The sequence below is a fragment of the Dyella silvae genome, from assembly GCF_026421305.1.
Classification (GTDB): domain Bacteria; phylum Pseudomonadota; class Gammaproteobacteria; order Xanthomonadales; family Rhodanobacteraceae; genus Dyella; species Dyella silvae.
This window is the reverse complement of record NZ_JAPJBQ010000003.1, coordinates 38,502-65,085: the sequence shown is the minus strand read 5'-3', so window position 1 is coordinate 65,085 and position 26,584 is coordinate 38,502. Positions and strand designations below refer to the sequence as shown.

The 26,584-nt window shown below is 62.1% G+C and carries 24 protein-coding genes; 6 read left to right on the top strand and 18 right to left on the bottom strand.

Annotated elements, in window-relative coordinates; all coding sequences use genetic code 11:
* Positions 1 to 73: 73 nt before the first annotated feature.
* Together fliK and OQE56_RS08710 are read left to right on the top strand one after the other, a co-directional pair.
* Positions 74 to 1,219, top strand: a complete 1,146-nt coding sequence (gene fliK / locus OQE56_RS08715) for a flagellar hook-length control protein FliK (RefSeq protein ID WP_267223542.1) — start codon at positions 74 to 76, stop codon at positions 1,217 to 1,219.
* On the top strand, positions 1,216 to 1,491 hold the full coding sequence (locus OQE56_RS08710; RefSeq protein WP_267223540.1) for an EscU/YscU/HrcU family type III secretion system export apparatus switch protein: 276 nt from the start codon (positions 1,216 to 1,218) through the stop codon (positions 1,489 to 1,491). Before fliK ends, OQE56_RS08710 begins: the two co-directional genes overlap by 4 nt.
* Before the next feature lie 57 nt (positions 1,492 to 1,548).
* Here the strand turns inward: OQE56_RS08710 and OQE56_RS08705 are convergent, their stop codons facing one another.
* From OQE56_RS08705 to OQE56_RS08665, 9 genes are all read right to left on the bottom strand, one after another.
* Positions 1,549 to 2,634: a porin gene (locus OQE56_RS08705; protein ID WP_267223538.1), complete on the bottom strand. Its 1,086-nt coding sequence runs from the start codon at positions 2,632 to 2,634 to the stop codon at positions 1,549 to 1,551.
* Positions 2,635 to 2,759: 125 nt separating this feature from the next.
* Entirely contained in the window at positions 2,760 to 3,698 is a 939-nt protein-coding gene (locus OQE56_RS08700) for a LysR substrate-binding domain-containing protein (RefSeq protein WP_267223535.1), read from the bottom strand.
* A 118-nt stretch (positions 3,699 to 3,816) separates the two neighbouring features.
* On the bottom strand, positions 3,817 to 5,034 hold the full coding sequence (locus OQE56_RS08695) for a cytosine permease (RefSeq protein ID WP_267223533.1): 1,218 nt from the start codon (positions 5,032 to 5,034) through the stop codon (positions 3,817 to 3,819).
* A gap of 40 nt (positions 5,035 to 5,074) precedes the next feature.
* Positions 5,075 to 5,464 carry an allophanate hydrolase-related protein gene (locus OQE56_RS08690; RefSeq protein WP_267223531.1) on the bottom strand — a complete coding sequence of 130 codons (390 nt, stop codon included), beginning with the start codon at positions 5,462 to 5,464 and terminating at the stop codon, positions 5,075 to 5,077.
* 70 nt (positions 5,465 to 5,534) lie between these two features.
* On the bottom strand, positions 5,535 to 6,497 hold the full coding sequence (gene arcC / locus OQE56_RS08685; RefSeq protein WP_267223529.1) for a carbamate kinase: 963 nt from the start codon (positions 6,495 to 6,497) through the stop codon (positions 5,535 to 5,537).
* The gene (locus OQE56_RS08680) at positions 6,494 to 7,921 is read right to left on the bottom strand and encodes a YlbE family protein (RefSeq protein WP_267223527.1); all 1,428 of its coding nucleotides are present in this window, start codon (positions 7,919 to 7,921) and stop codon (positions 6,494 to 6,496) included. The genes arcC and OQE56_RS08680 overlap by 4 nt, the downstream gene beginning before the upstream one ends.
* A 13-nt stretch (positions 7,922 to 7,934) precedes the next feature.
* Positions 7,935 to 9,485, bottom strand: a complete 1,551-nt coding sequence (fdrA, locus tag OQE56_RS08675) for an acyl-CoA synthetase FdrA (protein ID WP_267223526.1) — start codon at positions 9,483 to 9,485, stop codon at positions 7,935 to 7,937.
* Between the two features lies 1 nt (position 9,486).
* Positions 9,487 to 10,461 (bottom strand): oxamate carbamoyltransferase subunit AllH family protein, encoded by a 975-nt coding sequence (locus OQE56_RS08670; RefSeq protein WP_267223525.1) that lies wholly within the window; start codon positions 10,459 to 10,461, stop codon positions 9,487 to 9,489.
* 23 nt (positions 10,462 to 10,484) lie between these two features.
* Positions 10,485 to 11,153, bottom strand: coding sequence for a cysteine hydrolase family protein (locus tag OQE56_RS08665; protein WP_267223523.1), 669 nt, complete (start codon positions 11,151 to 11,153; stop codon positions 10,485 to 10,487).
* A 561-nt stretch (positions 11,154 to 11,714) separates the two neighbouring features.
* Between OQE56_RS08665 and OQE56_RS08660 the strand changes: the two genes are divergently transcribed.
* On the top strand, positions 11,715 to 12,788 hold the full coding sequence (locus tag OQE56_RS08660; protein ID WP_267223521.1) for a hypothetical protein: 1,074 nt from the start codon (positions 11,715 to 11,717) through the stop codon (positions 12,786 to 12,788).
* Between the two features lie 153 nt (positions 12,789 to 12,941).
* On the opposite strand, the gene OQE56_RS08655 is transcribed toward OQE56_RS08660, so the two are convergent.
* On the bottom strand, positions 12,942 to 13,847 hold the full coding sequence (locus OQE56_RS08655; RefSeq protein WP_267223519.1) for a SphA family protein: 906 nt from the start codon (positions 13,845 to 13,847) through the stop codon (positions 12,942 to 12,944).
* A 689-nt stretch (positions 13,848 to 14,536) separates the two neighbouring features.
* Between OQE56_RS08655 and msrA the strand changes: the two genes are divergently transcribed.
* The 3 genes from msrA to OQE56_RS08640 all read left to right on the top strand — a co-directional run bounded on the left by msrA (position 14,537) and on the right by OQE56_RS08640 (position 17,098).
* On the top strand, positions 14,537 to 15,043 hold the full coding sequence (gene msrA, locus OQE56_RS08650; RefSeq protein WP_267223517.1) for a peptide-methionine (S)-S-oxide reductase MsrA: 507 nt from the start codon (positions 14,537 to 14,539) through the stop codon (positions 15,041 to 15,043).
* Positions 15,044 to 15,281: 238 nt separating this feature from the next.
* The gene (locus OQE56_RS08645; protein ID WP_267223516.1) at positions 15,282 to 16,148 is read left to right on the top strand and encodes a PP2C family protein-serine/threonine phosphatase; all 867 of its coding nucleotides are present in this window, start codon (positions 15,282 to 15,284) and stop codon (positions 16,146 to 16,148) included.
* Entirely contained in the window at positions 16,145 to 17,098 is a 954-nt protein-coding gene (locus OQE56_RS08640; RefSeq protein WP_267223514.1) for a LysM peptidoglycan-binding domain-containing protein, read from the top strand. The genes OQE56_RS08645 and OQE56_RS08640 overlap by 4 nt, the downstream gene beginning before the upstream one ends.
* Positions 17,099 to 17,134: 36 nt before the next feature.
* Here the strand turns inward: OQE56_RS08640 and OQE56_RS08635 are convergent, their stop codons facing one another.
* From OQE56_RS08635 to OQE56_RS08600, 8 genes are all read right to left on the bottom strand, one after another.
* Positions 17,135 to 18,841, bottom strand: a complete 1,707-nt coding sequence (locus OQE56_RS08635; protein ID WP_267223512.1) for a protein kinase domain-containing protein — start codon at positions 18,839 to 18,841, stop codon at positions 17,135 to 17,137.
* Complete coding sequence (locus OQE56_RS08630; protein WP_267223509.1) at positions 18,838 to 19,368, bottom strand: FHA domain-containing protein; 531 nt, start codon at positions 19,366 to 19,368, stop codon at positions 18,838 to 18,840. Before OQE56_RS08630 ends, OQE56_RS08635 begins: the two co-directional genes overlap by 4 nt.
* Positions 19,369 to 19,723: 355 nt before the next feature.
* A complete protein-coding gene (locus tag OQE56_RS08625; RefSeq protein WP_267223506.1) occupies positions 19,724 to 20,128 on the bottom strand; it encodes a GFA family protein in 405 nt (134 codons plus the stop codon).
* A 60-nt stretch (positions 20,129 to 20,188) separates the two neighbouring features.
* Positions 20,189 to 22,111 (bottom strand): AI-2E family transporter, encoded by a 1,923-nt coding sequence (locus OQE56_RS08620; protein ID WP_267223505.1) that lies wholly within the window; start codon positions 22,109 to 22,111, stop codon positions 20,189 to 20,191.
* Positions 22,112 to 22,234: 123 nt separating this feature from the next.
* Positions 22,235 to 22,696 carry a chemotaxis protein CheW gene (locus OQE56_RS08615; protein ID WP_267223503.1) on the bottom strand — a complete coding sequence of 154 codons (462 nt, stop codon included), beginning with the start codon at positions 22,694 to 22,696 and terminating at the stop codon, positions 22,235 to 22,237.
* Positions 22,697 to 22,748: 52 nt separating this feature from the next.
* Complete coding sequence (motD, locus tag OQE56_RS08610) at positions 22,749 to 23,858, bottom strand: flagellar motor protein MotD (RefSeq protein ID WP_267223501.1); 1,110 nt, start codon at positions 23,856 to 23,858, stop codon at positions 22,749 to 22,751.
* A 15-nt stretch (positions 23,859 to 23,873) separates the two neighbouring features.
* Positions 23,874 to 24,614: a flagellar motor protein gene (locus tag OQE56_RS08605; RefSeq protein ID WP_267223499.1), complete on the bottom strand. Its 741-nt coding sequence runs from the start codon at positions 24,612 to 24,614 to the stop codon at positions 23,874 to 23,876.
* A gap of 1 nt (position 24,615) precedes the next feature.
* On the bottom strand, positions 24,616 to 26,580 hold the full coding sequence (locus OQE56_RS08600) for a chemotaxis protein CheA (RefSeq protein ID WP_267223497.1): 1,965 nt from the start codon (positions 26,578 to 26,580) through the stop codon (positions 24,616 to 24,618).
* Positions 26,581 to 26,584: the final 4 nt, after the last annotated feature.

The following is a 26,584-nucleotide window of genomic DNA, read 5'->3' as shown; positions in this document are numbered from 1 at the left end:
TTCTCGCCGAACGGGCCGATGCCCAAAGCACGGACGGGCGCATGCGCGACGCTCCATCCGCAAGGAGCCTTGCTTGATCATTCAACCCACCAGCTTCGCTGCCCTTACCTGGGCCGGTGCTGCCTCTGGCAGCGCAGCGGAGAGCTGGCGCATTGGCACCGTGCTGGCCGCGCGCCCGCTGGGGATCAATCCGCAAGGCATGCTGGTGCTGCAGATCGGCGCGCTGGCGGTGGAGACGGAAGCGCCGCGAAGCCAACTGCCTTCGCAGTTTCAGGTGCGCGTACTCACGCTTGGCGCGCAGCCACAGCTGGAAGTGATCGCGCCGCAGACGGCCGAGCCCGCCATGCAAGTGGCGCTACGCGAGCGCCTGCCGCAGCAGAACGGCTATGCCCCACTGCTGGCCACGCTCGATGCGCTCGCCCAACGCCCCGCCCTGCGCCAGCTTCCCGCGTATCTGCGCCCCGCGCTGGCTTTACTGGAGCACGGCGTGCGCACGCCGGCTGAGGTCACACGCGGCGAGGGGCTCGAGGAAGCCATCCATCGCAGCGGTCTGTTCCTTGAATCGCAGCTGGCACAACCACAGGTCGACATGGCCGTACTGAGCGAAGAGGACTGGAAAGGTGCCTTACTGCGCCTGGCCAGCCTGCTCGACGACTACTTGCCCGCCCGCCGCCCCGCTGTCGACAGCGGCAGCGAGACACCGCCGCCACTGCAACAGCGCGGACCGCAGGCGCAACCGCGCGTGATGCTGCCGGCCGCCTTGCTCAACGACGACGTCGACGCTTTGCTTAGCCGGCTCCACGGCGAAGTACACGCGGCCCTGGCGCGAGTCGAAGTCGCCCAGCTGGAGGCCACCACGGTACCGGCGTGGATGATTGAGATACCGCTGCAGGGCGAAGGCGGACGCGACATCCTGCAGATCCAACTGCAACAGACCGTAGACCCCGACAGCGGCGCCACGGCCTGGACACTGGGATTCGCGCTCGATCTGCCAGCACTTGGTCCGGTGCAGGGAGAGCTACAGCTGCGCGACCTTCGGCTTGCCGTACGCCTGTGGGCCGAACGCGGTGAAACCGTGCAGCGGCTGGAGCAGCAATTCGGTGCGTTGCGCCAGCAGCTCAATACCGTCGGGCTGATTCTGGATCAGCTCAGCTGCCAGCAAGGACTGCCGCAGTCGAGCAGTCCGCATAGCGCCATTCTGTTGAAGACCATGGCATGACCACGTCCCTTCCGCCCGCCCAGCGCCGTGTCTCCCTCCGCCTGTCAGGCGGCCCAAGCGACGCCGCACCACCCGCCAGCCTCCCGCCAGAATCGCTGGAAACCCTCTTGGCGCGCGCACGCGCACTGGGCATTCCGTTGCATCACGATCCGCAGATGGCAGCCCTGCTCGCCTCGTTGCGATTGCGGCGAGAGATACCCGCCACGCTGTATGCCGCAGCGGCGGCGGTGCTTTCGTGCGTTTACGACGCGGCCGACGCAAGCGCCGAATAATCCCCATGGCTGCATGCCGGGCACGCAAGGTGCCGGCATGCGGGCGTCAGAAGCGCATCAGAACTTCACGCGCAAACCCACGCCGACGGTGTACCCACCTGACTGATCGCTGATCTTGTCGTTCATATAGGCTGCATAAGCATCGACGTACTTGGTGAACGGATAGTCGTAGCCCAGCGACCAGGTGCGTCGTGTCTGTCCCATGCCGCCCGAGTCGTTGGAATATGCATAAGACGCCAGCACCGAACCTTTGCCGGCCGGAACCGATACGCCCACCTGCCCGGTATTGACGTTCCAGTGACCCTGGTTGGCCTGATTATGTGTATGCATGTATTGCGCAAACAACTTCACCACCTTCCAGTCATAAGAGGCGCCAAGCTGCGCCACGCTTTGACTGGTCCAACCCGGCACAATCTGGCCGAGGTCGCCCGGCTGGCCGTTGTAGTTGATGTACTGGTAGACACCGGTGGCCGCAAAGGCACCGTGGGCGTACATCAGCTGTGCGGCGACCTTCTTGGCACCGTGATGCTCCGACGAGTTGCCCGAGGCATAGGTGACATTGCCTTTCAGGCCGTGAAATTCCGGCGATTGATACTGCAGCGCGTTACTCCAGCCGGAGTCGCCCGCCACGCCTTGATCGGTCGCATAACTCGGATAAGAGCCCACGCCGAGATAGGTCTGCTTAATCATCGGTGAGAACCCGTAGGAGTCCACAAACGGATTGAACAGAATCGTGGAGATGAAGAGCGGGGTCGTCACGCGCCCGATGTACAGCGATCCGTATGGAGACTCGATACCGGCATAGGCGCTGCGCGAAAGGAAGGTATCGCCATCGAATCGGCCATACGCGCCATCCGTGGGACGAAAGAAGCCTTCGAGCGTCACGACGGCCTTATAACCTTCCGCAAGTTGCTCACTCGCACCGACACCCCAGTACGAGGTCGACATGCCGCCATCGGAAATCAGCGACTCGCTGTTTCCCCCTGGGAACTTTTGAGCGCCGCCCCACACGTCGACCAGCCCATAGAAATGCACTTTGGGCGCGGGCAGGTCGGTTTCTGCAAACGCGGGCGAGACACACGCCCAACCCAGTAGCACGGCGCACCATGCTCGCCTGAAACCGAAGACGGTGAACGTTTTCATGATATCCACTCCATTGGATGTCGAGACAAACGCACCAGAATCCGCCTTCCTGCGGACAAACGGGTCCTGCCACGATCGCAAGCGATGCGGTATCCCGTGCGTTGCCGGGTTGAAAAACTCAGTACTTAAGGTGTCAGTGCGTGCTCTTTGCAGGAACTACGGGCGACACCGCAAAGTCCATCGCGTCGCTCAGGCTGGGACAGATAGTCCACAGCCCAACGCCGCGCCTTGCCCATACCATCGGGCCGATAAGCCAAAAACAAACGAGTAGCGTGCTTCTGTTCCCGTATGACCTTTCTCACCAGTGGCAGGCCGCTGTGCGAGCGATAGAGATGGCTCGGCATGTAACCGATGGCCGCATTACGGCCAATCAGCGCCGCTGCGGTGGGAAAGTCGGAAACAAAGATCGGCTTCTGTCCCTCCAATAACCATGCCTGCATACATTGCAGGTTTACAGATGTGTCGCGAATGCACACGGCGGGATAACGACGCAATTCCGCGTTCTCCAGCACGTGTTCCGAGCGTGCGAGCGGATGCCCTGCGCCGACAACGAAATCCCATTCCATATGTCCCAGCGGTTGGCTGACGACACCATCGGTGGCTGGCACCGCATGCGGCGCCCCAACAACGATGTCGGCCCTTCCGCTGTAAAGCGCATCCCAGCAGCCGTTGTATACCTCTCGACTCACGGTGAGTTTCGACGAAGGAAAGGTCTCTTCAAACGTACAGACGAAATCGATCAGTTCGTCTTGTGGAACGATGTTGTTGACCGCCACCGTCAGCTCACTCTCTACCCCCGCATCGACGATGGCGACGTTACGTTTGAGCGCATCGAGATCGTCAAGAATGGATTTGCTGTGGTGGATGAAATACTCGCCCGCGGACGTCAGCTGGATATAACAGCCCTTTCGCGTGAACAGCTGCACGCCAAAGGTCTCCTCCAGCTTCTTCACCGTATAACTGATAGCCGAAGGCACCTTATGCAGCTTTTCAGCGGCTACTGTGATGCTTTGGTATTTGGCAACCATGCGCACAACGCGAATGCTTTCGTCTGAAGTAAACATTTGACCAGCCTCCGTCTGCCGAAACCGTACCAAGCGGAAAGCCCCCGTGGTCGCCACCTGCGGCCAGTTGACACACCGCTCGGCACAGTTTCAGAAGAATCTCAGGCCAGTGAGCACCTTATCGATTTAGCCGGCTAAGCAGGGCATAACAAAGGCTGGCTACGAGAATCGAATCCAATGAGGGAATGGTGGTTATCGTCAACACGCCCTTGATGGCAGCAAACCCAGCAAGTGAACCGGCCAGCCAGGCCACAAAGCTCAGCACCTTCACCTTAGGCTCTCTCGCCAGAGCCGCTTCGTCATAGCCGCCGCGGCGATAGAGCGAGTAATCGGCTACGTAGATGCCGGCCACTGGCGGCGTCGCCACGCCCAGGAACAGCAGGAACGGAATGAACCACGACATGATGTCCATGCTGCCGACGATGGCTGCCAGCACGCCAAGGGCGATGGTGATCTGCCACTTCGGAAAACGCGTCAGCAGCGTCGACACGACCAGCGTACCCTGGAACATATTGCCGGCATTGCCCGTCACCGTTGCAAAGATCAGCAACAGCGCCGTTGGCAATAGCACACCGAACACAGCCATGGCCTCCAGCAGCGATGCCTTGCCGGTCAGCGCACTCGGCATCGCACCCGCCCAGAACAGCAAGGGATAGGCGATGGCGAACGTCAGTACCGCGGCGACAATGGCGTGCTTGCGGTCATGCACAAAGCTGCCGAAATCCGGGAGCGTGGTCACCAGCACGATGATGGTTCCCACCACGGTGGAAATGGCCACGCCCGTGTTCATCTGCCCCACGTCGCCCAACGGCACGCCCTGCCCATGAAATGCCCGGTAAAGGATGTAGCAAAGCATGACTGAGATGATCGGCACCGCGACCTGGGCCACCTTGCCCAGTACGGCAAATCCGAAGGCCGTGGAGGCCACGAAAATCACACAGCCCATGGCGACCAGTAACGTTATGGGCAAATGGATCCCATAACCCGCGAGAAGATCATGTACCGAATGACCAAACATGCTCGCCGTCACGGCAATCCAGCCAAACAGGCTAACTGCCATCAGGATGTTGATCGCTACTGCACCCTTCTCACCGAAGGGGTACTTGACGATACCGTAAGTGGGAAGCCGAGCCTTCTCACCAACGCACATATTGATGGCGGCCAGCACCGTCAGAATCAGGCTACCTATGGCCACCACGGTGATCAGGGCCGAACTGCTCAATTGGCTTCCGAGACTGGAAGAAGAAAGCAGTACCGGGGTAACTGCGATGCCCAGCAATATCATCGCAATGCGATGGGAGGGCGCCGTGTCCAGATTGACGTTGGTCTTGCGCATTCCGTGCTCCTGTTGAATCCATCCTTGTTCGTGTGATCGCTTACGACTCGAAGTGCTCGCCCGTGTAGGCGCGCCAGCCCCCGAGCTGGCTGATCTCCTTCTGCCCTTCCAGCAACCATGGCTCAGCTAGCACGCCAAGCACCTGTTCGCCGCTGGCCAGGGTCACCTTGCCGATACTCAAACCCGCCGGCTCGCTCAGTAGCAGTTCGCCCAGCGATGCCATCGGCAATTCCCACAACTCCAGGGCCACGGTTGTGCCGCCATGAGGTACCCGGATCATTCCCGGGTGCCGATCGCCGATGCTCCAGATGCGGTAGCAGGCATCCGTATGGTCTTCGCGTACGTATTCGCCGTGTGCCGCGCGCATGTTGTGATTCAGTCCAAGGCCGCGCATGAGCGTGCCGTTGACTGCCAGTAGTGTCGTTTCCATCGCCTGCATCTCCTTTTGTTTTCCCGGTAGTGGCACCACGGGCATGACCTGCCGTGCCACCCGTCATCGTTCAACGGGTGATCCACGTGCCTGTTTCGCGCATCAATGCGCGCTTGATGGCCGGGCCGCTGGTAATCAGGCCCTTGCCGCTGCGCTTCTGGCTTTCGTCGTGCGTAACAAAACGAAGAATGGCTTCGACCTTCGGCAACATGCTGCCAGCGCCAAACTGACCCTGTTGGATTAACTCCTGCGCCTCGCTTACGCTGAGGTGGTTGAGCCAACGCTGCTCGGGCGTACCAAAGTTGATCGCCACCTGCTCCACGCCGGTGGGAATCAACAGCAGATCGGCCTGCAGTTGCTTGGCCAGCAAGGCGGAGGCAAGGTCTTTGTCTATAACGGCCTCGACACCCACCAGCTCATTCGCGGCGTTGCTCACCACCGGGATGCCACCACCGCCACAAGCAATAACGACGCACCCTTGATTCAACAAGTTTTCGATTACCGCCGACTCAAGAATCTCGAGCGGCTCGGGTGACGGAACCGTGCGACGCCAGCCGCGCCCGGCATCCTCCATCAATGTCCAGCCGAGCTGCTGCTGCCTTGCGCGCGCCGTCGCTTCGTCCAGAAACGCGCCCACGGGCTTGGTGGGGTTTGCGAACGCCGGATCGATCGGACTGACTCGCGTCTGTGTGACGATCGTGGCAACCGGCTTGTGGATTCCGCGGCGACGAAGCTCATTGTCCAGTGCCTTCTGGAACATGTAGCCAATAGCACCCTGGGTGTCGCCCACGGCGTAATCCAACGGCACAGGGCACACCTCTTCGGCCGCAAGTTCCGAGCGGCGCAGAATAAAGCCGACCTGCGGACCATTGCCGTGAGTTAGCACCAGGTCCCAACCCGCTTCGATCATCTCGGCAATGTGCTGCACGCTTTCGACCACAGCGTCGTACTGATCGGGAATAGCGACGTGATCGTTGTCGCGGATAAGCGCGTTGCCGCCTACGGCAACGACTGCAAGTGGCTTGGTCCTCATGATGCTGCTCCGGTGTGCTCGCGAACCTGCGCTGCCAGCGCGCGGATTGCTTCGATAAAGCACGGCATGGGCGCCGTGGTGATACCTGCGCCGATCTGACCGACGCCTGCTTGTTTGTGCGCGATGCCCGTGTTGATGACTGGCAGGATGTTCTGGTCGACTACCTTGCGTGCGTCGATACCCGCCGCAGTCGGCGCGAAGTTCATGGCGGGCAGCGTGAATGCGCCGTTACCTCCCAGGGTGATGGAACGCATGCGCAGGCTGTGTGCGATCGCATCGGTCGGTGTACCACCGACAAACTTCACGATCGCCGGCGAGGACGCCATGGCGAAGCCGCCCAATCCCGCTGTTTCAGTGATGGCGCTGTCGCCGAGGTCAGCTGCTGCGTCGTCGACGCCATAACCCGGGAAGAACAAACCTTCCACCGGGTTCGCACGCGCGGTAAACCACTGGTTCCCGGTGCCTGACAGACGGACCCCGAATTCCACGCCGTTGCGCGCCATCACCGTCACCATCGAGCTGAAGGGCACGTTGGCGGCTGCATCCATCATGACCTTGCTCGCGGCCATGGAAAGATTAAGGAAGAAGTGATCGTTGCCGAGAATGAAAGCGATGGCCCGGCGTACTTCGTCCAGGGGCAGCCCGCTGCCGAGCATGGCGGGTATCAGGCGCTTCACGAGCAGGCCCGTCGCGGCAGCGTTGCGGTTGTGCACTTCGTCACCCATGTGCAGTGCCTGGGCAATCAGCGGCTTCAGCTCCACCTCGCCGAACATGTGCAATGCGGCGCTCAACGCGGGCGCCAGCTCCTCGCCCATCCAGCGCAACCTTTCGATGACTTCAGGACTGTTGGCACCAAAGCGCAGCACCTTGCCCAATCCCTCGTTCATATTGGTGTAGGCGCGCCTGCCCGTGGGTCGATTCTCGACCACGAATACCGGCATCGAGGGGCTGATGATGCCCGCCATGGGACCCACAGCCTGATAGTGATGGCAAGGCGCCAGCGCCACGGTGCCATCGAGGATCAGTCGTTCGGCCTGTTCCTGACTGGTCGCCCAGCCTTCCAGAAATATTGCGCCGACGATCGCGCCTTTCACGGGACCGCACATGTTCTCCCACGCAATCGGCGGTCCCGCGTGCAATATCAGCTTTCGCTCCGCCATGGCAGGAATGGATTCCACGGCCGTCGTGACATCGACGAGTACGGGCTGAGCATCCAGATACTGTGCGAATGCGCGCTGATTGGCCTGTTCGACCAGGGGGTGATTGATGAGCGAGGCAAGCTCCAAACCGGCCTGCACGTCGCCGTAAGCCGGCGGTTGCCAGCTGAGCGAGTTAACGTCACCGCCCGCCTCGTGGAGATTGCTCGCGAAACTATCCAGACCGCAGTTGGCGACTTTCAGCGACTGGTCGAAGAGATTGCTCATCCTTGATGCTCCGTTACTCTGCTTTCTGCAGATTGGCCACATACGCGGCCCAATACGCCGCCTGCGCATTGCAGTTGGCCACCAATACACCGGCCTCGCGCAGGGCATGAATCTGATGGTTTCGGTTCTGGGGATCGGCATCCGTACCGCATACATGCGCGATAAGCAGCGGGAGGTCATTGCCCGTCCGCGAAGCGTCACCGATGAGTGTGGTGAGCTCGGCTGCAGGCTCCAGGGCCGCGCCATAACCCAGCACCAGGTCGAAGAGCACCACCGCCGTTTCCGGGTCGCGAAGTTCTGCAACGATTCGCTCGTTTCGCAACGTGGGATCGATCATGGGGTGCGGCCGACCGCGGGTGAAAGCGTCGTCCCCCATGTCCACCAACGTGTGCGCCGTGCTCTGCCAGACATTGTCCAGCGGATGATTGCCCTTGATGGGCGTGTTGGAGAAAGCGACGATGCCCTGGCGCTGACAAATCAGCTGGCTCTCGTAGCAGAAGGTTCCGCCGGCAAATACGCCTCGGATGTAGCGACGGCGTGGCGCGAGTTGAGAACGACGCTCAACCAAAGCCTCTCTCGCAGCCACCTCGCGGGCATCATCATTGATCGCGGGTGGCACGTCCTTCAGCAAAGCCACCGCCCGCTCTGCCGCATCAGCGAGCGTCGACGCGACATGAACGCCCCAGCGCTCTATCAGAGCGGGCTCAGCCCCGAGGAAGTTGACCACCACAGGCTTGCCCGCCGCGCGTGCGCGCGCAAGGATCTTTTCCGCTACGGCCTGAGCAGGCGGCTTGGAAACGAGCACGATAACGCGCGTTTGCGCGTCTTCAATCAACGCGTCCAGACCGTGCAGCATCGATATGCCGCCAATTTCTTCGTGAAGGTCGTGCCCACCGGTGCCCAACGCCTGGGAGACGCCTGCGCCTAGCTGATCGATACGGCAGGTTACCTCCTGCAAGCCCGTGCCCGACGCAGCAACCAGACCAATGGCGCCACGCCTTACCACGTTGGCAAAGCCGAGCGGCATGCCGTTCACAATGGCGGTGCCGCAATCGGGGCCCATCACCATCAGGCGGCGCTCGCGGGCCAACGTCTTCACGGCCTTTTCCTGTTGCAGGCTCACGTTGTCGCTGAACAGCATGACGTTCATGCCCAGGCGAATGGCTTTCTCTGCTTCCGCCGCCGCGTAGTCACCGGGCACCGAGATAAGCGCGAGGTTTGTCGCAGGTTCCGCCTCGAGCATGGCTTGCAGACTGACCACTGCCGCTTTGGCGTTACAAGCCGCCGAATCCGCTTCCTCGACCGAACTCAGCAGATCAGCAGCTGTGCTCAGGGCGAGCTCGCACGCATCCTCGTCTCCGGCAACGGCCACAATCAGGTCATTGGGACCGGCCCCAGCCGCATCGCCAAGGCCAGCGTCACGCAACTGGGCCCGATTGGCTTCCGTTCCCATCGCCACTGAGGCCTGCGCCACGCCAGGCAACTTGCTTATGCGCGCGGACACCTGCATCAACGACACTGAATCCCGATACAGATTCTTGAATATCTTGAAACAGCTGCTCATTTCACTGCCTTTCCATGGTGTGTTTACAGGACGCATCCCGCGCCTCGTGTGTTGCCATTCCGTACGTCTCTTGGGGGCATGGCATAGATGGCTCATCGCTGCCGGACCACCGGCGATGAAACACCGAGGCCACGGTTCGAAGTCCACCTAAGATGCCGGCCATCGCATCTGCGCCCGAGGTCGCACCGTGATTCATGACATCGGCGGCAAGTGCTGAAGTTTCTTCATCGGTCGCATGGCGAATAACGGCATCGATAAGGTCATGTATCGACTCAGAGAAGTGCCCTTCCACGGCCTGGCCGAGATAGAAACGACTGATGTCGGTCGTGCCGCACATGTACTTTTTCAACAGTTCCCGTACGCACTCCAGGTGCGAAGTCAGATCGGGGTGTCTTTGCCAAGGCCAGAGTGCGGCCAGATAGCCAAGCAGGTAGTCATCGCCCGAAGGCGTCAGGCCTGGACCGCAGCCGATCCATGCACGCACACGTTCCTCGCACAGCGCTGGAGAACTCGTGGCGCTCAATCCATTCCACCCGAGCGACAAAGAACCCACAAACACGCTCGACAGGTTGCACGATCGCTGCTCTCGGCTATGCGTACCCAGCACCTGAGCCAGTTTGTCCAAAGTTCTTGGGGCGGGCTCCCGGAGCTCTTGAATGCCGTCTCTTTGCGGGCTCCAGAGAGACGCTTGGCGAACATCTACCGACCAACCGTGACCAAGGAGCACTCCGTTGCCCCAGGTCACCCGACGGTCGCCACTTAGGCGACGCCAATCCCAATCCGTGGGAAGGTTCAGCCTGATGGCTTTCGGGGCGTTTCCGCTCGCTGCCCCCAACAGCGCCATCATGCCGACGTCGTCACTGACAAGGTTGATCGCGTGCCGAAACCGGCTGTGCGTCATGAAGTGGATCGGCTGCTGCAACATCTGCGGTACCAGATACCCGATGGAAAGCGCCGTTAAGATGCCGCCTGCCATCGGTACTCCTCCAACACGTCCTTTTAAGACTTCAGACCGTCGACGATGGCCGCCGAGTCACTGACCCAGCCGAAAATGGCGCCTTGTGCCTTGATCATCTCGAGCGCAAATCGCTGGAATTCCGGGAAGTAGGAACCCACGCAGTCAGCCGGAACGATGCACTCGTAGCCACGGTCGTTCGCCTCGCGAACCGTGGTGGTTACGCAAACCTCCGTTGTGACGCCGCACACGATGAGCGTCTTGATGCCCGCCGTGTGAAGCATCAGATGAAGGTCGGTCTGGTAAAACGCACCCTTGCCGGGCTTGTCGACCACCGGTTCTCCGGCGACCGGGTAAAGCTCGGGGATCAGGTCGTGGCCCTTCTCGCCGCGAACCAGAATGCGGCCCATGGGACCGTCCGAGCCAATGAACGTCTTGCCACCTCGCGTGAGCTTGGCCGGCGGACAATCGGCAAGATCGGCACGGTGTCCTTCCCTGGTGTGGATGACCAGCAAGCCAGCCTTGCGTGCAGCCGCCAGCACCTTCTTGCAAGGCTCGATGGCCGTTCGCACCAGCGAAACGTCGTTGCCCAAGGCTTCACCGAAGCCGCCCGGCTCAACGAAGTCGCGCTGCATATCGATCATCACCAGAGCTGTCGTGGCCGGATCGAATGCCAGACTGAACGGTTCGGCGCGAAATTCCTTCTTCACCATGTCTACGCTCCTTACATGCTTGATACGTTCATCAGAATCAGCTGAGAACCAAGGGCGATGCAGCGCCTTGCATGGCTTGCTCCGTGCGGGTGACTTCCTTTTCCTACGCCACCCTTGACTCTCTGGAAATCGAGTCTAGCGAGAAGAAACGCTTGAACAGCGAAATGATTTCTCGCTTGGCGGCAAAGATTTCGATGTTCGGTTTTGAGAATTTTCTCAATCGGTCCTGCACACGATCAGGTTTCCAACAGAGCGCACAAGATGTACGTCATCGCCATCCCTATCAGCAAAGACCGACATATGGCGTCGCATATTTGAGGCCTGCGGGTAGCTCATGCGCTCTAGGCCTGTTGTACTCGCCCCACGCAAACTCCCTTGGCTGAGGTGTCTGTCTGCACGCTTCGTTCAGACCGCGGGTGATCGCACCGATGCGCCATCCGGGCCTCTCCGGATGATCCAGGTGATCCGTCGCCGCTGAGGCTAGGCCAGAACGGCAACTTCAGCAGATCTGGCAGATCTCCCATGCCACCCGGCGCCACGTCAACTGCAAGGAAGAACCACATGCCATCGACCAAGATACTCGCCATTCGCAGCGGTTCCGGCGCACTGCTTGCGCTTACGCTTCTGTTGAACACCGCACACGCTGAAACCGGCAGCGCTACTGCACAGCATGCTTCCTCATCCAAGGATGAGGCACCGGCCCCATCCGCCGATTGCGCCCACTTCTACGCCGACATCAACGCCGATCTGAAGGCTGAAATGAAGGCCGGCTGCAAGCCTACGGAAGCGCAAATTGGCCAGTTGATGAACAATCCGGTGGGCAATCTGGTCATGTTCCCTCTGCAGAATGACTACACACGCGTCAAGGGCGGGCCAATCGGCAACTACAAGGACGTGAACCGCACCCAATTCATTCCGACCTTTCCCATCAAGCTCAACGACGACTGGAACCTGATCAACCGTATCTCCATTCCCATCGTCAGCGAACCGGTCAACAAACACATCGGCGGCCTTTTCGGCGATACGCCGCAACAGATCGCCCAAGACCCCAAGACTCAGTCGATCATCAATGATCCCTTCAGCCGCACGACGGGTCTGGGTGACATCACGTACGTGGGTCTGGTGGCACCTTCACAAGGCAAAAAGCTCGGCGGCGATGGCGTGCTGATATGGGGCGTGGGCGGCACGCTCATGGTCCCCACTGCCAGCGAGGCTGTGCAGGGCACAGGCAAATACTCCGCCGGCCCCTCCGCCGTTCTTGCCTATATGGGGCCGGAATGGATCCTAGGCATCTTTCCGCAGCAATGGTGGTCTTTTGCCTCAAGCAAGAAAGATCGCCCGAGCGTAAACATGACCAACATCCAGTACTTCATACAGAAGAAACTGGATGACGCCGGCAAGTGGCATATCGGAATGACACCCAACATCTCCATCAACTGGAATGCCAAGGGCGGCGGCAACAAGGTCAACCTTCCCGTGGGCCTCGGCATCAACTACACCACGAAGCTGGCCGGCATCCCCATCAAGTACGGCTTCGAGGTCCAGTACTCCGTCATCCAGCAGTCGTCGATGCCTGGTGCGCGCTGGAACTATCGCTTCGTGATTCTCCCGGCCATTCCCAAGTTCCTGCTTTGACGAAAGCCAAACCTCGTACGACGTGCACGCATCGCCTTTCGCTTGCGTGCGCGTCGTTTCCAAAAAGCTCAGAATTCCGCCTTCGGCCACGATCGAGCTTGCGCGGCAAGCCCGTGGCCCGCGCACGCGGACATTGGCTCTACGGCACGCTCATCAAAGCGATATCGTTGCCGACAGCAAGGCAGGGTTGCCCTGAGTGCGATTCTTCACATCGAACTCGTGCAACCAGCGCAGTGAGAATTCGACTTGCCCGCCCTGCCACTTCTTGAGGTAGTTCACCATCGGGCCCAGCGACACTGCGCGTCCCTTGAAACCATTGAGTCGATCAGCAAGGGGGCCGGTATCCTTGTCGATCTGGTAGATCCAGCCACCCACCGCGCCAATTCCCCAACCCGTCGGGAAACGCTTCACCAGCAGCGAATCAAGGTGGAACACGGAACCATTCTGGTAGTTAGTGGCGTTGTCTTTCGTATAGAAGTCCACGCCTGCCGTGGTGCTCCATTCCAGTGAGCCCTGGTCAAACAACTGCGTATAGCCCACCGTCGGCGTGAATACCCAGGTATTAAGGCTGGTATTGGCCAGATTTCCCTTGGTGTAATCGCCGGTAGGGGCTTCGATATACAGCGCCAGCGACATGTGTTGCGTCTGGCTGAAATGGTGACTCGCGATGACCGGCACGAAGGTCATGTCGTACAAGCCCGTATCGCTGTCATGCTTGCTGGCGCGCAATTGCCCTAGTTGCAGATCGGCGGTGGCGCCCACATAGGCGAACGGCAGCTCAACCATCGAGGCGAAATTCCACGATGACGGCTTGGTGTTCCAGATATACATGCCGACCGCGCTGGCCAGCTGGAACTCGGCGTTCAGGCCAAGCGACGAGCCTCCACCGGAGAGCGGGACTTCCTTGGAACCGCTGATATCGCCGCTGTAGTACGCGTAGCCAAGCTGCCAGTTCCAGCCCGGTGTCGGCGGCACCAGGCCCGAGTAAGACGCTGCCTGTAAGCCGGTGATCGAGCGACCGACGCCGCCTTCCGTCGCGAATGCCGGAACTGTGGTCATGGCGGTGAGCAAAAGGGAGGCGCAGAGCAGTCGTTTCATAGGGTCACTGAATGCATGGGAATGGAGGCCATTGGCTCACCACGCCCGCCGAAATCGTCCGTGATGGCGAATTCAGCGTGACCGTGCGGACAAGGGTGGACAAGCGAAAATCCACCTACTCGTACTACGTAAAAATACTGATCTGCCTGAGGCGTCACCCCAGTGAAACGGCGTCATCAATGGTGGCAAGCAATTGGTGATAAGCCGCGATATGCCAAATTCTTCGCGACGCGAAGGGGCCCATCGGCGTCGCCATCGCACCTGATCAGAGAACGAAGTGCCGCATCGCGTTGCCGCTCTGTCACGACCGCGACGCACACGCCCGCGAGCCGACAGGAAGTGCCGATCGCGAAAGCGTGGAAGCCAGCGCAAACCATGGTGGCTGCGCCGGGCTCACCAGCGTGCAGTACGTGGTGGTGAATCCGCCGCGCTAATGGATTGAAGTTGAGCTGACAGAAAATGCCGCAGTGATGCGGCATTTTTTATGTCGCTTTAGTCATCCGCCTCTTCGCAAGGGAGACAAGCGTTTTATTGACCAGCCCCCAAGACCCCACCGACCTGGCAAGTGGTCAGCCTGGGCAGATTGAAAAATGGCTACTCAGCTACCAGATAGGCCGAGGTATTGGGCCCGCTGATGGAGAGGACGAGCTATGACCGCACCAAACGAAACCGCCATCCTTGCCGGCGGCTGCTTCTGGGGCATGCAGGACCTGCTGCGGAGCTACCCTGGCGTGCTGTCCACGCGTGTGGGCTACTCGGGCGGCGATGTGGCCAACGCGACCTACCGGCATCATGGCACGCACGCCGAAGCGATCGAGATCGTGTTCGACCCTCAGCAGATGAGCTACCGCCGGATTCTGGAGTTCTTCTTCCAGATCCACGACCCGACCACGAAGAATCGTCAGGGTAATGACCTCGGCACCAGCTACCGCTCGGCCATCTTCTATCTCAACGACCAGCAGAAACAGATCGCCGAGAAAACCCTCGCCGATGTCGATGCCTCGGGCCTGTGGCCTGGCAAGGCCGTTACCGAGATCGCCCCGGCCGGCCCGTTCTGGGAAGCCGAGCCTGAGCATCAGGATTACCTCGAACGTTTTCCCGAGGGTTACACCTGCCATTTCATCCGTCCGGACTGGAAGCTGCCCGAAGCCGGGTAAGGCACCCCGTCGTCCGAACGCCTCTTGCCGACCGGCTTGAGAATCGCCCTGCCCCCCGCCAACGCTGGCGTCCGCTTCGTACTGAATCGCGGACGCCAGCCGCTAGCCGGCGCCCCACTCCTGCAAAGCCTCACACAGGCATGTAGCAACGGGAACGGGCGCAAATTTTCACCCGCCAAACTCTCGTAAGGTTCCAACCTGCCGGGGCGTGCGCCCGGTGGCAAAGGGGGGATGGGCCATGGACAAGACGGTCGACTTTCACGCGATTCAGCGGGCGGCGGCCGGCCGCGCCCGGGGCGGCCGGGAAAGTCAGCAGGACGACCTCATCTGCCTGCACGACCCGACCGAAGCCACCTGGCTGCTGGTGCTGGCCGATGGCATGGGAGGCGACGGCGCAGGCGAGCTGGCCTCCGAGGGCGTGATCCAGGTGGCCCGTCGGCAATGGGAGCAAGGTCTCTGGCGCTCACAGCCGGGCTCGCTGTTTCTGGAATCGCTTTGCCAGGATGCGCATGCCGAATTGCGCCGCCGCGGTGAGGATCTGGAGGGTGCTGAGCCACACTCCACCGTCGTTGCCCTGCTGATCCGCGGCGATCGGGTCTCGTGGGCCCACGTCGGCGATAGCCGCCTTTACCGTTTTCAAGGATCGCGCCTCGTCGGGCGCACCGAAGATCACAGCCTCGCGCAACTCAAGTTGCTTCGGGGTGAGCTTACCGAGCAAGAACTCGCCAACGACAGCGACCAGCACAAGCTTCTGCGCGGTCTGGGTGGACCGCAGCCACCGGTGGTCGAACACGGCTGCGCGGTACTGCGTGCCGGCCAGACCTTTGTTCTCTGCAGCGACGGCGTATGGGAGCAACTCAGTACCGAAGAGCTTGCCCGACTGTCGCAGCGCCGGGATCAGCACGAAGCACTCCGGGAAGCGCTCGCACTGGCGGTCGAACGTGGCGGCGAAGGCGGCGATAATGTCGCGCTCATTTTTGCGCGGGCCGGCCGTGAAGGCTGGGCCCGGCGCTACCGGGACAAACTCTGGTCGGTGATGCGGCGCACCGCCGCCTATCGGCGACGCACTGCCGAACAGACGGCCACCACGCACAGCGAGGCATGACCTTGGTTTATTCGTTTCACCCCACGCATCGCGCGTTATCGCGGACGCTGCGGATTGCGCTTTCGTTGGCCGTGCTCGGCATGGCTGGCTGCGCCCAGATGGGCCAGCTCAAGTCCAAGGTCAGCGATACCTTCAGCGGCAATGGCGGGGCATCGTCGACCCAACACGCCGGCAACGCCGGGGTCGGCTCCAACGAGCCGCTTTCGGTGAATGCCATCGTCAACACGTACCTGTTGCACGGCCGCTATACCGAAGGCGAGCAGTGCCTGCGTCAGTATCTGGCGAAGTATCCGACCGACCGGACCGCCCAGGGTCTGTTGCGCCAGCTCACGGCCGATCCGAATACCGTGCTGGGCAAAAAATCGCGTGCTTACGTGGTGCAATCGGGCGACTCCTACAGCACGCTGGCCGCCCGCACGCTGGGGGACTCCAACCAGTTCTTGATACTGGCCCGCTACAACAACGCCAGCGATCCATCGACCCTGCACGCGGGCGACACGGTGCGCTTGCCGCAATCCCCCACGCGCAACGCCGTATCGCCGGGCGCACCTCCTGCCAAAGCAAACGCTCCCACTCAGATCTCGCCTGACAACGCAGTAGCGAATACGACTGGCGCGTCGGTCACCGGCGAATCACCCACTGCCAAGGCACAACGCCTGCAGACCGAAAGCATTGCCCTGGCCGGGCAGGGGCAGAATGATCAGGCCCTGACGCGCCTGGATCAGGCGCTCACCATCGATCCACACCTGAAGCCCGCGGGGAATCAGGCACTGCGCAGCCAGTTGCTTGGCTCCTACCACGAACGCGCCGTGGTGCTGTATCGCGATCAGAAGCTCGATCAGGCCATCGCGTTATGGGACCACGTTCTCGCCATCGACCCCAATTACGAGCGCGCCGTGATCTACCGCGCACGAGCCATCGAACTTCAAAGCCGCCTCAAACAACTCTGAGGCGGCATGCGCCGGCGTCATCCGGGGAACGGCGATTTACCTGGCGTCGTCCTTCGCCGCTGGCGGCGGTATCACCACGGTGGGCTGCGTTGCCTGGTTGGACGCGGGGCGCGCCGGCGGAGGTGCTTCGTTGCGCTGACGCGCTTCCAGGGCACTGCTCATCAGATTGAAGGCCACAAACAGCCGGCCCAGTTCGTCCCGGCGTGCGAGGCGAATGCGATGACTGAAATCGCCGCGAGCCACCCGCATCAGCGCATCGCCAAGCATGCCCAGTAGCGCCAGCGGCTGACGGAACAGCCAATAGGCGGCACCCACCAGGGCCATCAGCGTCACAACAAGCACCGACACAATGACCCAGAACGTCGTGCGCTGCGCAGCGAGCAAGGGAGCGTTGCTTACGCCCAGCCGCAGCTCGCCTATGTCTTTGGCCTGATAGCGAATGGGCACGTCGAATAACAGCATGTCGTCGCCACCGGCTCCCGCAGTCACACGCCCGAGGTAACGCTCTGCGCCATCGGCCAACGCCTCCTTTTCAGCATCTAGCGTGGGCAACGCCTTACCGATATCGGCCGGCTGCGTGCTTGCCACCACATCGCCCTCCCGATTGGCGATGGCAAGGTAGTGAATCTGCTGGTTGTGCCCGATGTCTTCGACCAGCGCCCGGGTAGCGGGGACATCGCCCAGCAACAGGTTCTCGGCCGCCTCGCTCGCTACCATGCGTCCGAGCGAGCTTCCGAAGTCGGTGGCGAGGCCGGTGACTGCGGCGTGCTGCTTGGCATAAATAGCGGCCAGGCCCAGCAACAGGACCAGGCAAAGGATGGCGCCCAGTGCACCGATCCAGCGCAACCGCAGCGAAATGATGCGCGTGGCCAGCGGCGACTCATGCGAGCGCTCGTACTCGCGGCGCGCGAGGCGCAGATCGTTGATGACTTCGGCGCCGCTCTGATAGCGCGCATCCGGTGTCGGTGCGAGCAAGGTGCGCACGATGCTTGTCAGCATCGGCGGCATGGCCGGGTCGATCGGCACGATGGCAGGAAGCGGCTGACGCTGCCGCTCCCGGATCAGGCGCTTGAGATCCGTGGTCTCCGGCCACGGCAAGCTGCCCGTGATCAGCCAGTAGAGCACGACGCCGAGGGAGAACAGGTCGCTACGCGCATCCGCCGGCTCGCCACGCAAGCGCTCCGGTGCCATATAGGCAGGCGTACCGCCGATCTCGTCGTCGCTGCCCCGCTTCACACCGCCGGCGGCCCGGCGTTCGGCAATCCCGAAGTCGCTGAGCTTGGCGCAATGCCAGTCCTCGGCAAGCATGATGTTCTCTGGCTTGACGTCATGATGGATGACGCCCTGGCCATGCGCGTAATCGAGTGCCGCTGCCACTTGCGACGCCAGCTCGATGGCCACACCCAGCGGCGGCAAGCCATCTTGCGCGACACGGCTTGCTAGCGTTTCGCCGGAAAGCCTTTCCATGGCGATGTACTTGCGGCCGTCTTCGGTTTCCCCGGTATCGAAAATCGTGACGATATTGGGATGCACCAGATGACCCGACGCACGCGCCTCGAGCAGAAACCGCTTCATCGAACCGGGATCAGCCGCCACGTTGCGATGCAGGCATTTGATCGCCACTGGCCGGTCAATGCCGGGATCGAAACCCGCATACACCACCGCCATGGCGCCCTCACCCAGCACGCCATCGATCCTGTAGCGGCCGATGGTGCGCGGCCGCATGCGTTCGACGGTGCTCATGCTTTCAACCACCACCATGCCAGCGCACACAGCCCCGTCAATGCCACGGCTCCCCATGCGGACCAGATCACGCGGGCACGCCTCGACGCCCCTGGCTCGCGGGTGAGAAACACAAACTCCACCTGCCCGAAACGAATGACATCGCCGTGCCCGATGGTCGCCTCGTGCACGCGCTTGTTGTTGACAAAGGTGCCGTTGGTCGAAAGCGTGTTCATGACAACGTAGTGGCCTTGCTGATTCATGATCCACGCATGAGCGGACGAGACGCTCAGGTCGTTGATCACGATGTCATTGTCATCGCGGCGCCCAATGGTTTGCCGGCCGGCGCGCAGCAAAAAGCGGCGGCCCTGCAGCCCGCCTTGCATGCCTTCAAGCACCGGCTCATTCGCGCTGGCACGTCCATCGGAGGTGAGCGCCGTCTCCAACGCAAGCTTGTTCAGCTCGTCGGCGGAAAAGAGCTGCGTCCCTTGCGGGCCCGAGGAGCGCCTCCCGGTGGCTGGCGAAGAATTGTGGCGTGGGTTTTCCATCAAGCGCCTTGGCACCGAAATCATGAAGACAATAAGGCCAGCCCATCGGCTGTTCCTGCGCAAACTTAATCGATCGACAGCGCAAAAGTATGTCTTTCACGTGACTGACGAGCACGAACAACAACGCCATGCACGATTGCCGTTTCTCTGTTACAGCACGGGGCATTCGGTTATCGAGAATCGCGTCACATTGCAGCGCGCGTGCGTTTAAGTGAAACGCTATTTTGACAGACCCGTCGCGGACTAGCGCACCACGATCGTCGCGGTGCGCACCCGGCCAACGACATCACGTCGCGCGCGCTTGGATGACGTGTGCTCCGCGCCGCTGGCCCGGGAGCACGCCGAGGTGGGCGTGCTAGTCCGGATCGGTGTCGTAACACCGCATATCCGTGGGCAGCTTCACCCATGCGTGCCGGCGATGCTCGTAGACGGAATCTTCCGGTGGTGGAAACGTCGGATCGGCAAACGCCCCGACTGCCACCGAGACGCGCGAATCCACGCCCTCCTCCGTATGAAACACGGTACTGCCGCAGATGGGGCAGAACCGGAAACGGAATTGCGACCCGTGATCGCCCGTGCGCACGAACTCGGTCGCTGTGCCGGTGACCTTGTACGGTGCGCGATACGCCGCCAGCGCTGCAAAAACACTGCCGGTGCGCTGTTGGCACGCAAGGCAATGGCAAACGCCAACGCCCAGCGGCTCTCCCTGCACTTCAATCTGCAGCTGCCCACAAAAGCACGAAGCTGTCCGGCCTGACATGGCGGCCTCCACGCAACCCTTGGGAACGGCTAGTTTGCTCTCAAACGCGCCCTGGATGGTTTAGCGGGCAACGTTGCCGTTGCCCGGCACCCGCGCAATAGCGTGCTGGGCGGCTTCCTCCAGAGAGTGCGCCACCTCGTTGACCTCAGGCCCCACGGGAATGGACCCGTCCTGGGGTGACAGCGGCTCAGGCATCAGCACAGCTACGATGCACGCGTCAGGCTCGTTCTCGTGTAACCGGGTAGCGAGGGTTTCGCAGTCGCCGCGCTCCTTGGCCGGGTCGGTGCTGACGATATAAATCATCGCCACCGCATTAGGCGTGAGATCGGGGTGAGGCTCGGCCTCGAACGCCGTTATGTCATCGACGGCGATGTGGCGAGCGTCGATGTGCAGATCACGCAGAATGCGCGTAAGTAATTCGGTGGCCAGATCATCGATGATCGAGCCAAGACTCACGCACAGCACGACAGATCCCGGCGCCACAGCCAGCGGCCCCTGCCAGCGGCCGGCAATGGCCTCGCGCTGTTGCCTCAAACGGCGTCCGATGCCCACATCGTCCAGCACGGACGTGCGAACGCGCCGACGCAGCCACTTATTGCGTCCCTCGCTGCTCAGAGCTTCCACGACATTTACGGCGACGTTGCGCACACCCATCTGTTGCTCGCGGGTGATGACACCTCGCCGCATATCGATACGGGCAAGCTGCAGGGCCGGCAACAGCACGGAGTCACAGTAGGCGGCGAACGATTTGCGCTTCAGGAAATTTCGGGACTCCGCAATGACCTCGTCGGAATCACCCGAAAGCGCGCGCTGATACAGCCGCTGCGGCAGCGTCAGAGCCGGCGCATCGCCAAGCAGAATATTCAGTACATCCAACGCCTTCACGTGTCGGCCGGCGACCACCAGGCAAAGCGTCAGCGGCGTTGACATGATCAGGCCTACGGGGCCCCACAGCCAGCTCCAGAAGATGGCGGCCACCACTACCGCCAGCGGCGATAGCCCGGTGGTGTGGCCGTACAGAAACGGCTCGACCAGCTGCGACACAACGATCTCGACGACGACGAACAGCACCAGCGTCATCACCATCAACGACCAGGCCGGAGCCACGGCCGCAGCGAACAGTGCCGTCAACACAGCCACCAGCCAGATGCCCACGTAGGGCACAAAACGCAGCGTGGCAGCGAGCGTGCCCCACAACGGCGCATTAGGCACGCCGATCACCAACAAACCGGCCCAGATGGCTATGCCCACACTGGCATTCACCGAGAACGTCGAAATAAAGAAACGGGACAGCCTCTCGCCCGCGTCGTTGATGGCAGCGGTCGTGGCACGCAAGTCCGTGCCACCTGCCAGGCGAATGAACCGGTCGCGCAACGACTCGTGTTCCAGCAGCACAAAGATCAGTACGACCAGCACAATGCCCGCGGTTTGCAAGGGAACCCAGGCGGTGGAAAGCACGCGCGTGACCACCGCCATGGGGCTGGTGCCCTTGGTGATAGATGCCGTGCTGGAACCTTCGGTCGAAGCAGCCTGCGCTGCCGATGTGCCTGCTGCGGCAGATGGCGTAGGTTCTTGATGATCCTCGGCCTGATTGATCACCTTGCCCACTTCGCCGCTCACGATCTCCAGACGCCCCAATGTCTCCGCACGCAGCGCTTTGACTTTGGTCTGAATGGTCGCCTGGTACTGCGGCATGCTGCGCCCGAGATGGACCAGCTGCGAACCGATCATGGTGGTCAGTCCCACCATGATCACCACCGATGCGACCACTGAGATAAGCACCGACGTGGTGTGGCCCAGGCCGATGTGCCGATAAAAGCGTACCCACGGCGCGATCAGCAGGTTGAGAAACAGCGCCAGCGCGATGGGCACCAGCACTTCTCGTCCGAAGTACAGCAGCGCCAGCACGGTGGCCGCGGCAAGAATATTGACCGCGCGCTGTGTCGGCGAGGTAACCGGCAATACCTGGGAATCCGAAGACATGGGCTAGCTCCTGCTCCTTCAGTGCCGCTGGCACATAGGGGCAGTCGCCCCGGGCTGACGAAGCATAGCCCACGCCGCTGACGTTTCCCGACGCGTCTACGGAGCGTTAACGCGCGCTGCGCATTACGCCGCTTCGCTTTCCACCGGCAGGCGGCAGAGACGCCGCACATCCAACAACGCCACGAAGCTGCCTTGCCAGGGCAGTACGCCATGCACGGGGTCGTCCTGACGCGCCGTACCACCCGGAGGGGGCGGCGCAATCTCGCTGGCATCCGGCGTCACGAGATCGCCGATGGCATCGACGCGCAGGCCCACCAGATGAGGGCCATGAGACATCATCACCAGTCGCACCTGACCCTGATCGTCACCGTCAGCTTGAGGAAGGCCAAGCCGACGGCGGCCATCCAGCACCGGCACAATGCGGCCACGCAAATGGCGAATACCGAGCAGATCGGCATCGGCGCCGGGCACCGGCGTGAGCTCGCCGTCACGGATCACTTCGCTGACCTCCGAGAGCGGCGCCGCATAGAGCTGCCCGCCAAGACGAAACGAAAGCCAGCGGCCGGAAGATGGAATATCGCTCACGTGGTCGTCTCCCCGGCACATGCCGGTACTGCAGATGGAACGAACAGCGCCGTCATGGACCGTGTTCCGGCGTGCCGGCTCGCGGCACCGCGATGGTCATCGCACCGGTGGCGACATCGGGCATGGCGGCACGAGGCGCAGGCGTGGCGGGCACGGACTCTTCGTCGGACGGCGCGGTCGCGCGAACAGGCGCCGCCAGCACCACTTTGTTAATCGGCACGTCGTCGCGTGCAGCAGCCGGGGCCTTTGGCTGGAGCGCGACCGCAACGGAGGCCGCGGATGCGGGCGCCGCGCTATCGCTGTCGACCAACTGCCCCATGTGCGCGGCATCGTTGTAGAAGCGTTTGGGCGCGTTCTCTTCGCTCAGCACCACGATCAACACGCGACGGTTGCGATTGCGGCCGTCTTCCGTGGCGTTGTCGGCGCTGGGCCGATACTCGCTCCAGCCCATGATCCCCAGGCGCTGCGGGTCCACGCCCTGCTCGGAAAACAACCGCGCCACACTCGCCGCGCGCGCCGCCGACAGTTCCCAGTTGGAGGGATACAGCGAGGTGTTGATCGGCCGATCGTCGGTGTAACCCTCGATGCGTACCGGGTTCGGAAACGGCTTGAGAATCGACGCCATCTCGTTGAGCACGCCGTTGGCTTCCGGCGAAATTCTGGCGACACCACTGGAAAACAGAATATCCGTGCGCAGCTCAATCTCCAGCCAGGAGGTGGTCTTGCGCACGATCACCATCTGCTTGTCGATCAGCGGTTGCAGCGCGCGCTGTACCTGATCGCGGATCAGCTCAAGATTGCGCTGCTCGCTGAGCTGCGACGGCGAACGCACATCCATGGCGCGCACCAGCTGCGGGCGCGCGGGAATGGGTACGTTGACCGGAATCTTGGCGGCACCGGGCTGCCCCGGCGGCGTCGCCACCGCCGGATCGACATTGTGTGGCTGCACGCGCGACTGCGGCATCGGCGCGATCACATGGCTGGAACCATTGAACGCTTCGATGATGGACTCTGACATCACGCGGTACTTGCCCTCGTTGACCACCGACACCGCGTACATCACCACGAAGAACGCGAGCAGCAACGTCATCAGGTCGGCATAGGGGATGGCCCACGCCTCGTGATTGACGTGATCCTCGTGGTGCTTTTTCTTCCTAGCCACGGCGCTGTGCCCCGGTCACGCCAGGTAACCCTGAAGCTTCGCCTCGATCTGGCGCGGGTTCGCGCCTTCGGCGATGGCAACAAGGCCTTCGATGAGAATTTCGCGCATCTGCGTCTGCTTGTGAATCAAGCCTTTCAGGCGCGCCGCCATTGGCAGCATCCACAGGTTGGCCAACGCCACGCCGTAGATCGTTGCAACGAATGCTGCTGCGATACCGTGACCGAGCTTGCTCGGGTCCGCCAGGTTCTGCATCACCGCCATCAAACCCATCACCGCGCCGATGATGCCCATGGTGGGTGAGAAGATACCTGCGCTCTCGAATACCTTGGCGGCAACGAGATCATGATGCTCGCGCGCACCCACTTCCACTTCGAGCACGCCGCGAATCGCTTCAGGCTCGCTGCCGTCGACCAGCAACTGCAAGCCCTTGCGCACAAAGGTGTCGCTTTCCGAATCGATCTGCGGCTCCAGCCCCAACAGTCCCTGTCGGCGCGAGATTTCGCTCCAGCCGACGATACGGCTGATCAGGTCGGCGGGCTGATGATGCGGCGGCTTGTACACCATGGAGAACATGCCCATGGCGTGCTTGAGCACCTTACCCGGGTTCTGTACCAGCAACGCGGCAATCGTGCCCAGGAACACGATGACAAACGCTGCGGGATTCCACAGCGCTTCCACGCTGGAACCCTTGAGGATGGTGCCGACGATCACCACCACGAAGGCCAGGATCGTACCGATGAGACTTACCAGGTCCATGTCAGGCGTTCACTCGGAGAGAAGGGAGTAGTTGGCCGTCGCTGCCGGCCAGACCGGCAAGATCCATCACCAGTGCGAGACGGCCGTCGCCGGTGACGGTGGCGCCCGCCACGGCTGGCACGCCCTGGAACAGAGGGCCAAGCGGCTTGACCATCACGTCTTCCCGTCCGAGCACTTCGTGCACCAGACAACCGAGACGCATGTGGCCGATATGCAATACCACCACGTGACGGCCCGCAGGTCCTTCCAGACCGATCCAGCCGCCAAGATCCGCCAGCGCCAGCGCGCGTCCACGGTGCGACGCCACCACGCGTCCATCGAGTTGTTGCTGCTGGCCGGGCGCAAGTTCGAACACTTCATCCACGTTGCTGAGCGGCAAGGCAAGCAGACGCCCGCCCACGCGCACCATCAGCACGCGCTGAATCGCCAGCGTCAGCGGCACGGCCAACTCCAGCGTGCTGCCGCGGCCGAGCTGCGAACGCACCTGTAACGTGCCGCCGAGTTCGGCCACGCGCGTCTTCACCACGTCCATGCCTACGCCACGGCCTGAGATGTCCGAGACGGTGGCGGCGGTGCTGAAGCCGGGACGGAAAATCAGCTCATAGCATTCGTTTTCACTGAGGCGCGCAGCCTGCGCCTCGTCGATGACGCCCTTCTCCACCGCCTTGCGGCGTAGCACGTCGGGATTCATGCCGCGCCCGTCGTCGGACACGGTGATGACGATGCGTTCGCCACGCTGGCTCGCGCCCAGCGTCACCGTGCCCTTGCGTGGCTTGCCCGAGCTTACGCGGTCCTCGGGCATTTCAAGGCCGTGATCGAGCGCGTTGCGGATCAGGTGCACCATCGGGTCGGCCAGCGCTTCGACCAGACTGCGATCGAGGTCGGTGCCTTCGCCTTCCTGCACCAGCTCCACTTCCTTGCCCAGCTGACGCGACAAGTCGCGCACGATGCGCGGAAAACGCTGGAACAAGCGCCCTACCGGCTGCATGCGCATGCCGAGTACGGCGTTCTGCAACGCGTCGGCCACGCGATCGAGTTCGCTGGCCGCCAGCGCCAGGGTTTCATCACCATGTTTGGCTGCGAGGCTCAGCAGGCGATTGCGCACCAGCACCAGCTCGCCAGCGCGATGTACCAGAGCATCGAGGCGGGCGGTATCCACGCGCACGGTGTTTTCCGGCGGTGGCGCGGCGTGCTTGGCCGGAGCCGCAGCAGGTACTGGCGCAGGCGCGGGAGCCGGCGCGGCCGCCGGTGCGCCCGGTGCTGCGCCTTTGCCGTGCAGATTGTCGAGCAGCGCTTCGAACTCATCGTCCGAGATAGCGCCGGATGCGGTGGGCGAGGCAACGGCCGTCGTGGTTGCACCGGGTACACCGCCGGAGCCATGCAGGTTATCCAGCAAAGCTTCGAATTCGTCGTCACTGATGGTGCCGGAGGAAGCCGGCGCCGCAGCCGGTGCGCCCGGCGCGCCGCCGGTGCCGTACAGGCTGTCCAGCAGCGCCTCGAATTCCGAATCGTCGATGCTGCCATCAGCCGGCGGCGGTGCTACGGGAGGCGCCACCGGCTTGGGCGCAGGTGGCGGCGCAACGGCGCCACACGGCGCCAGGCGCTGCAACAGGCTTTGCGGCGGCATCGCCATGGCGCTACCGCCAGCCAGCGCAGCCATCATGTCATTGAGCAGGTCGAGCGCTTCCAGCAACGCGTCCATGCGTTCGGCATCGAGCAGCAGCTGCCCGTTGCGCGCCACGTTGAGCAGATCTTCGGCGTGATGGCACAACTGCACCATCGGCTCGATGGCGAGAAAGCCTGCGCCGCCTTTCACCGTGTGGAACGCGCGGAATACGGCGTTCAACAAATCGGCATCGCGCGGCGAGGCTTCCAACCCGATGAGCTGCTCACCCAGACGCTGCACCAGTTCCCCGGCTTCCACCAGGAAATCGTTGCGCAGCTCGCTGTCCAACGTCGGATCCATCAGG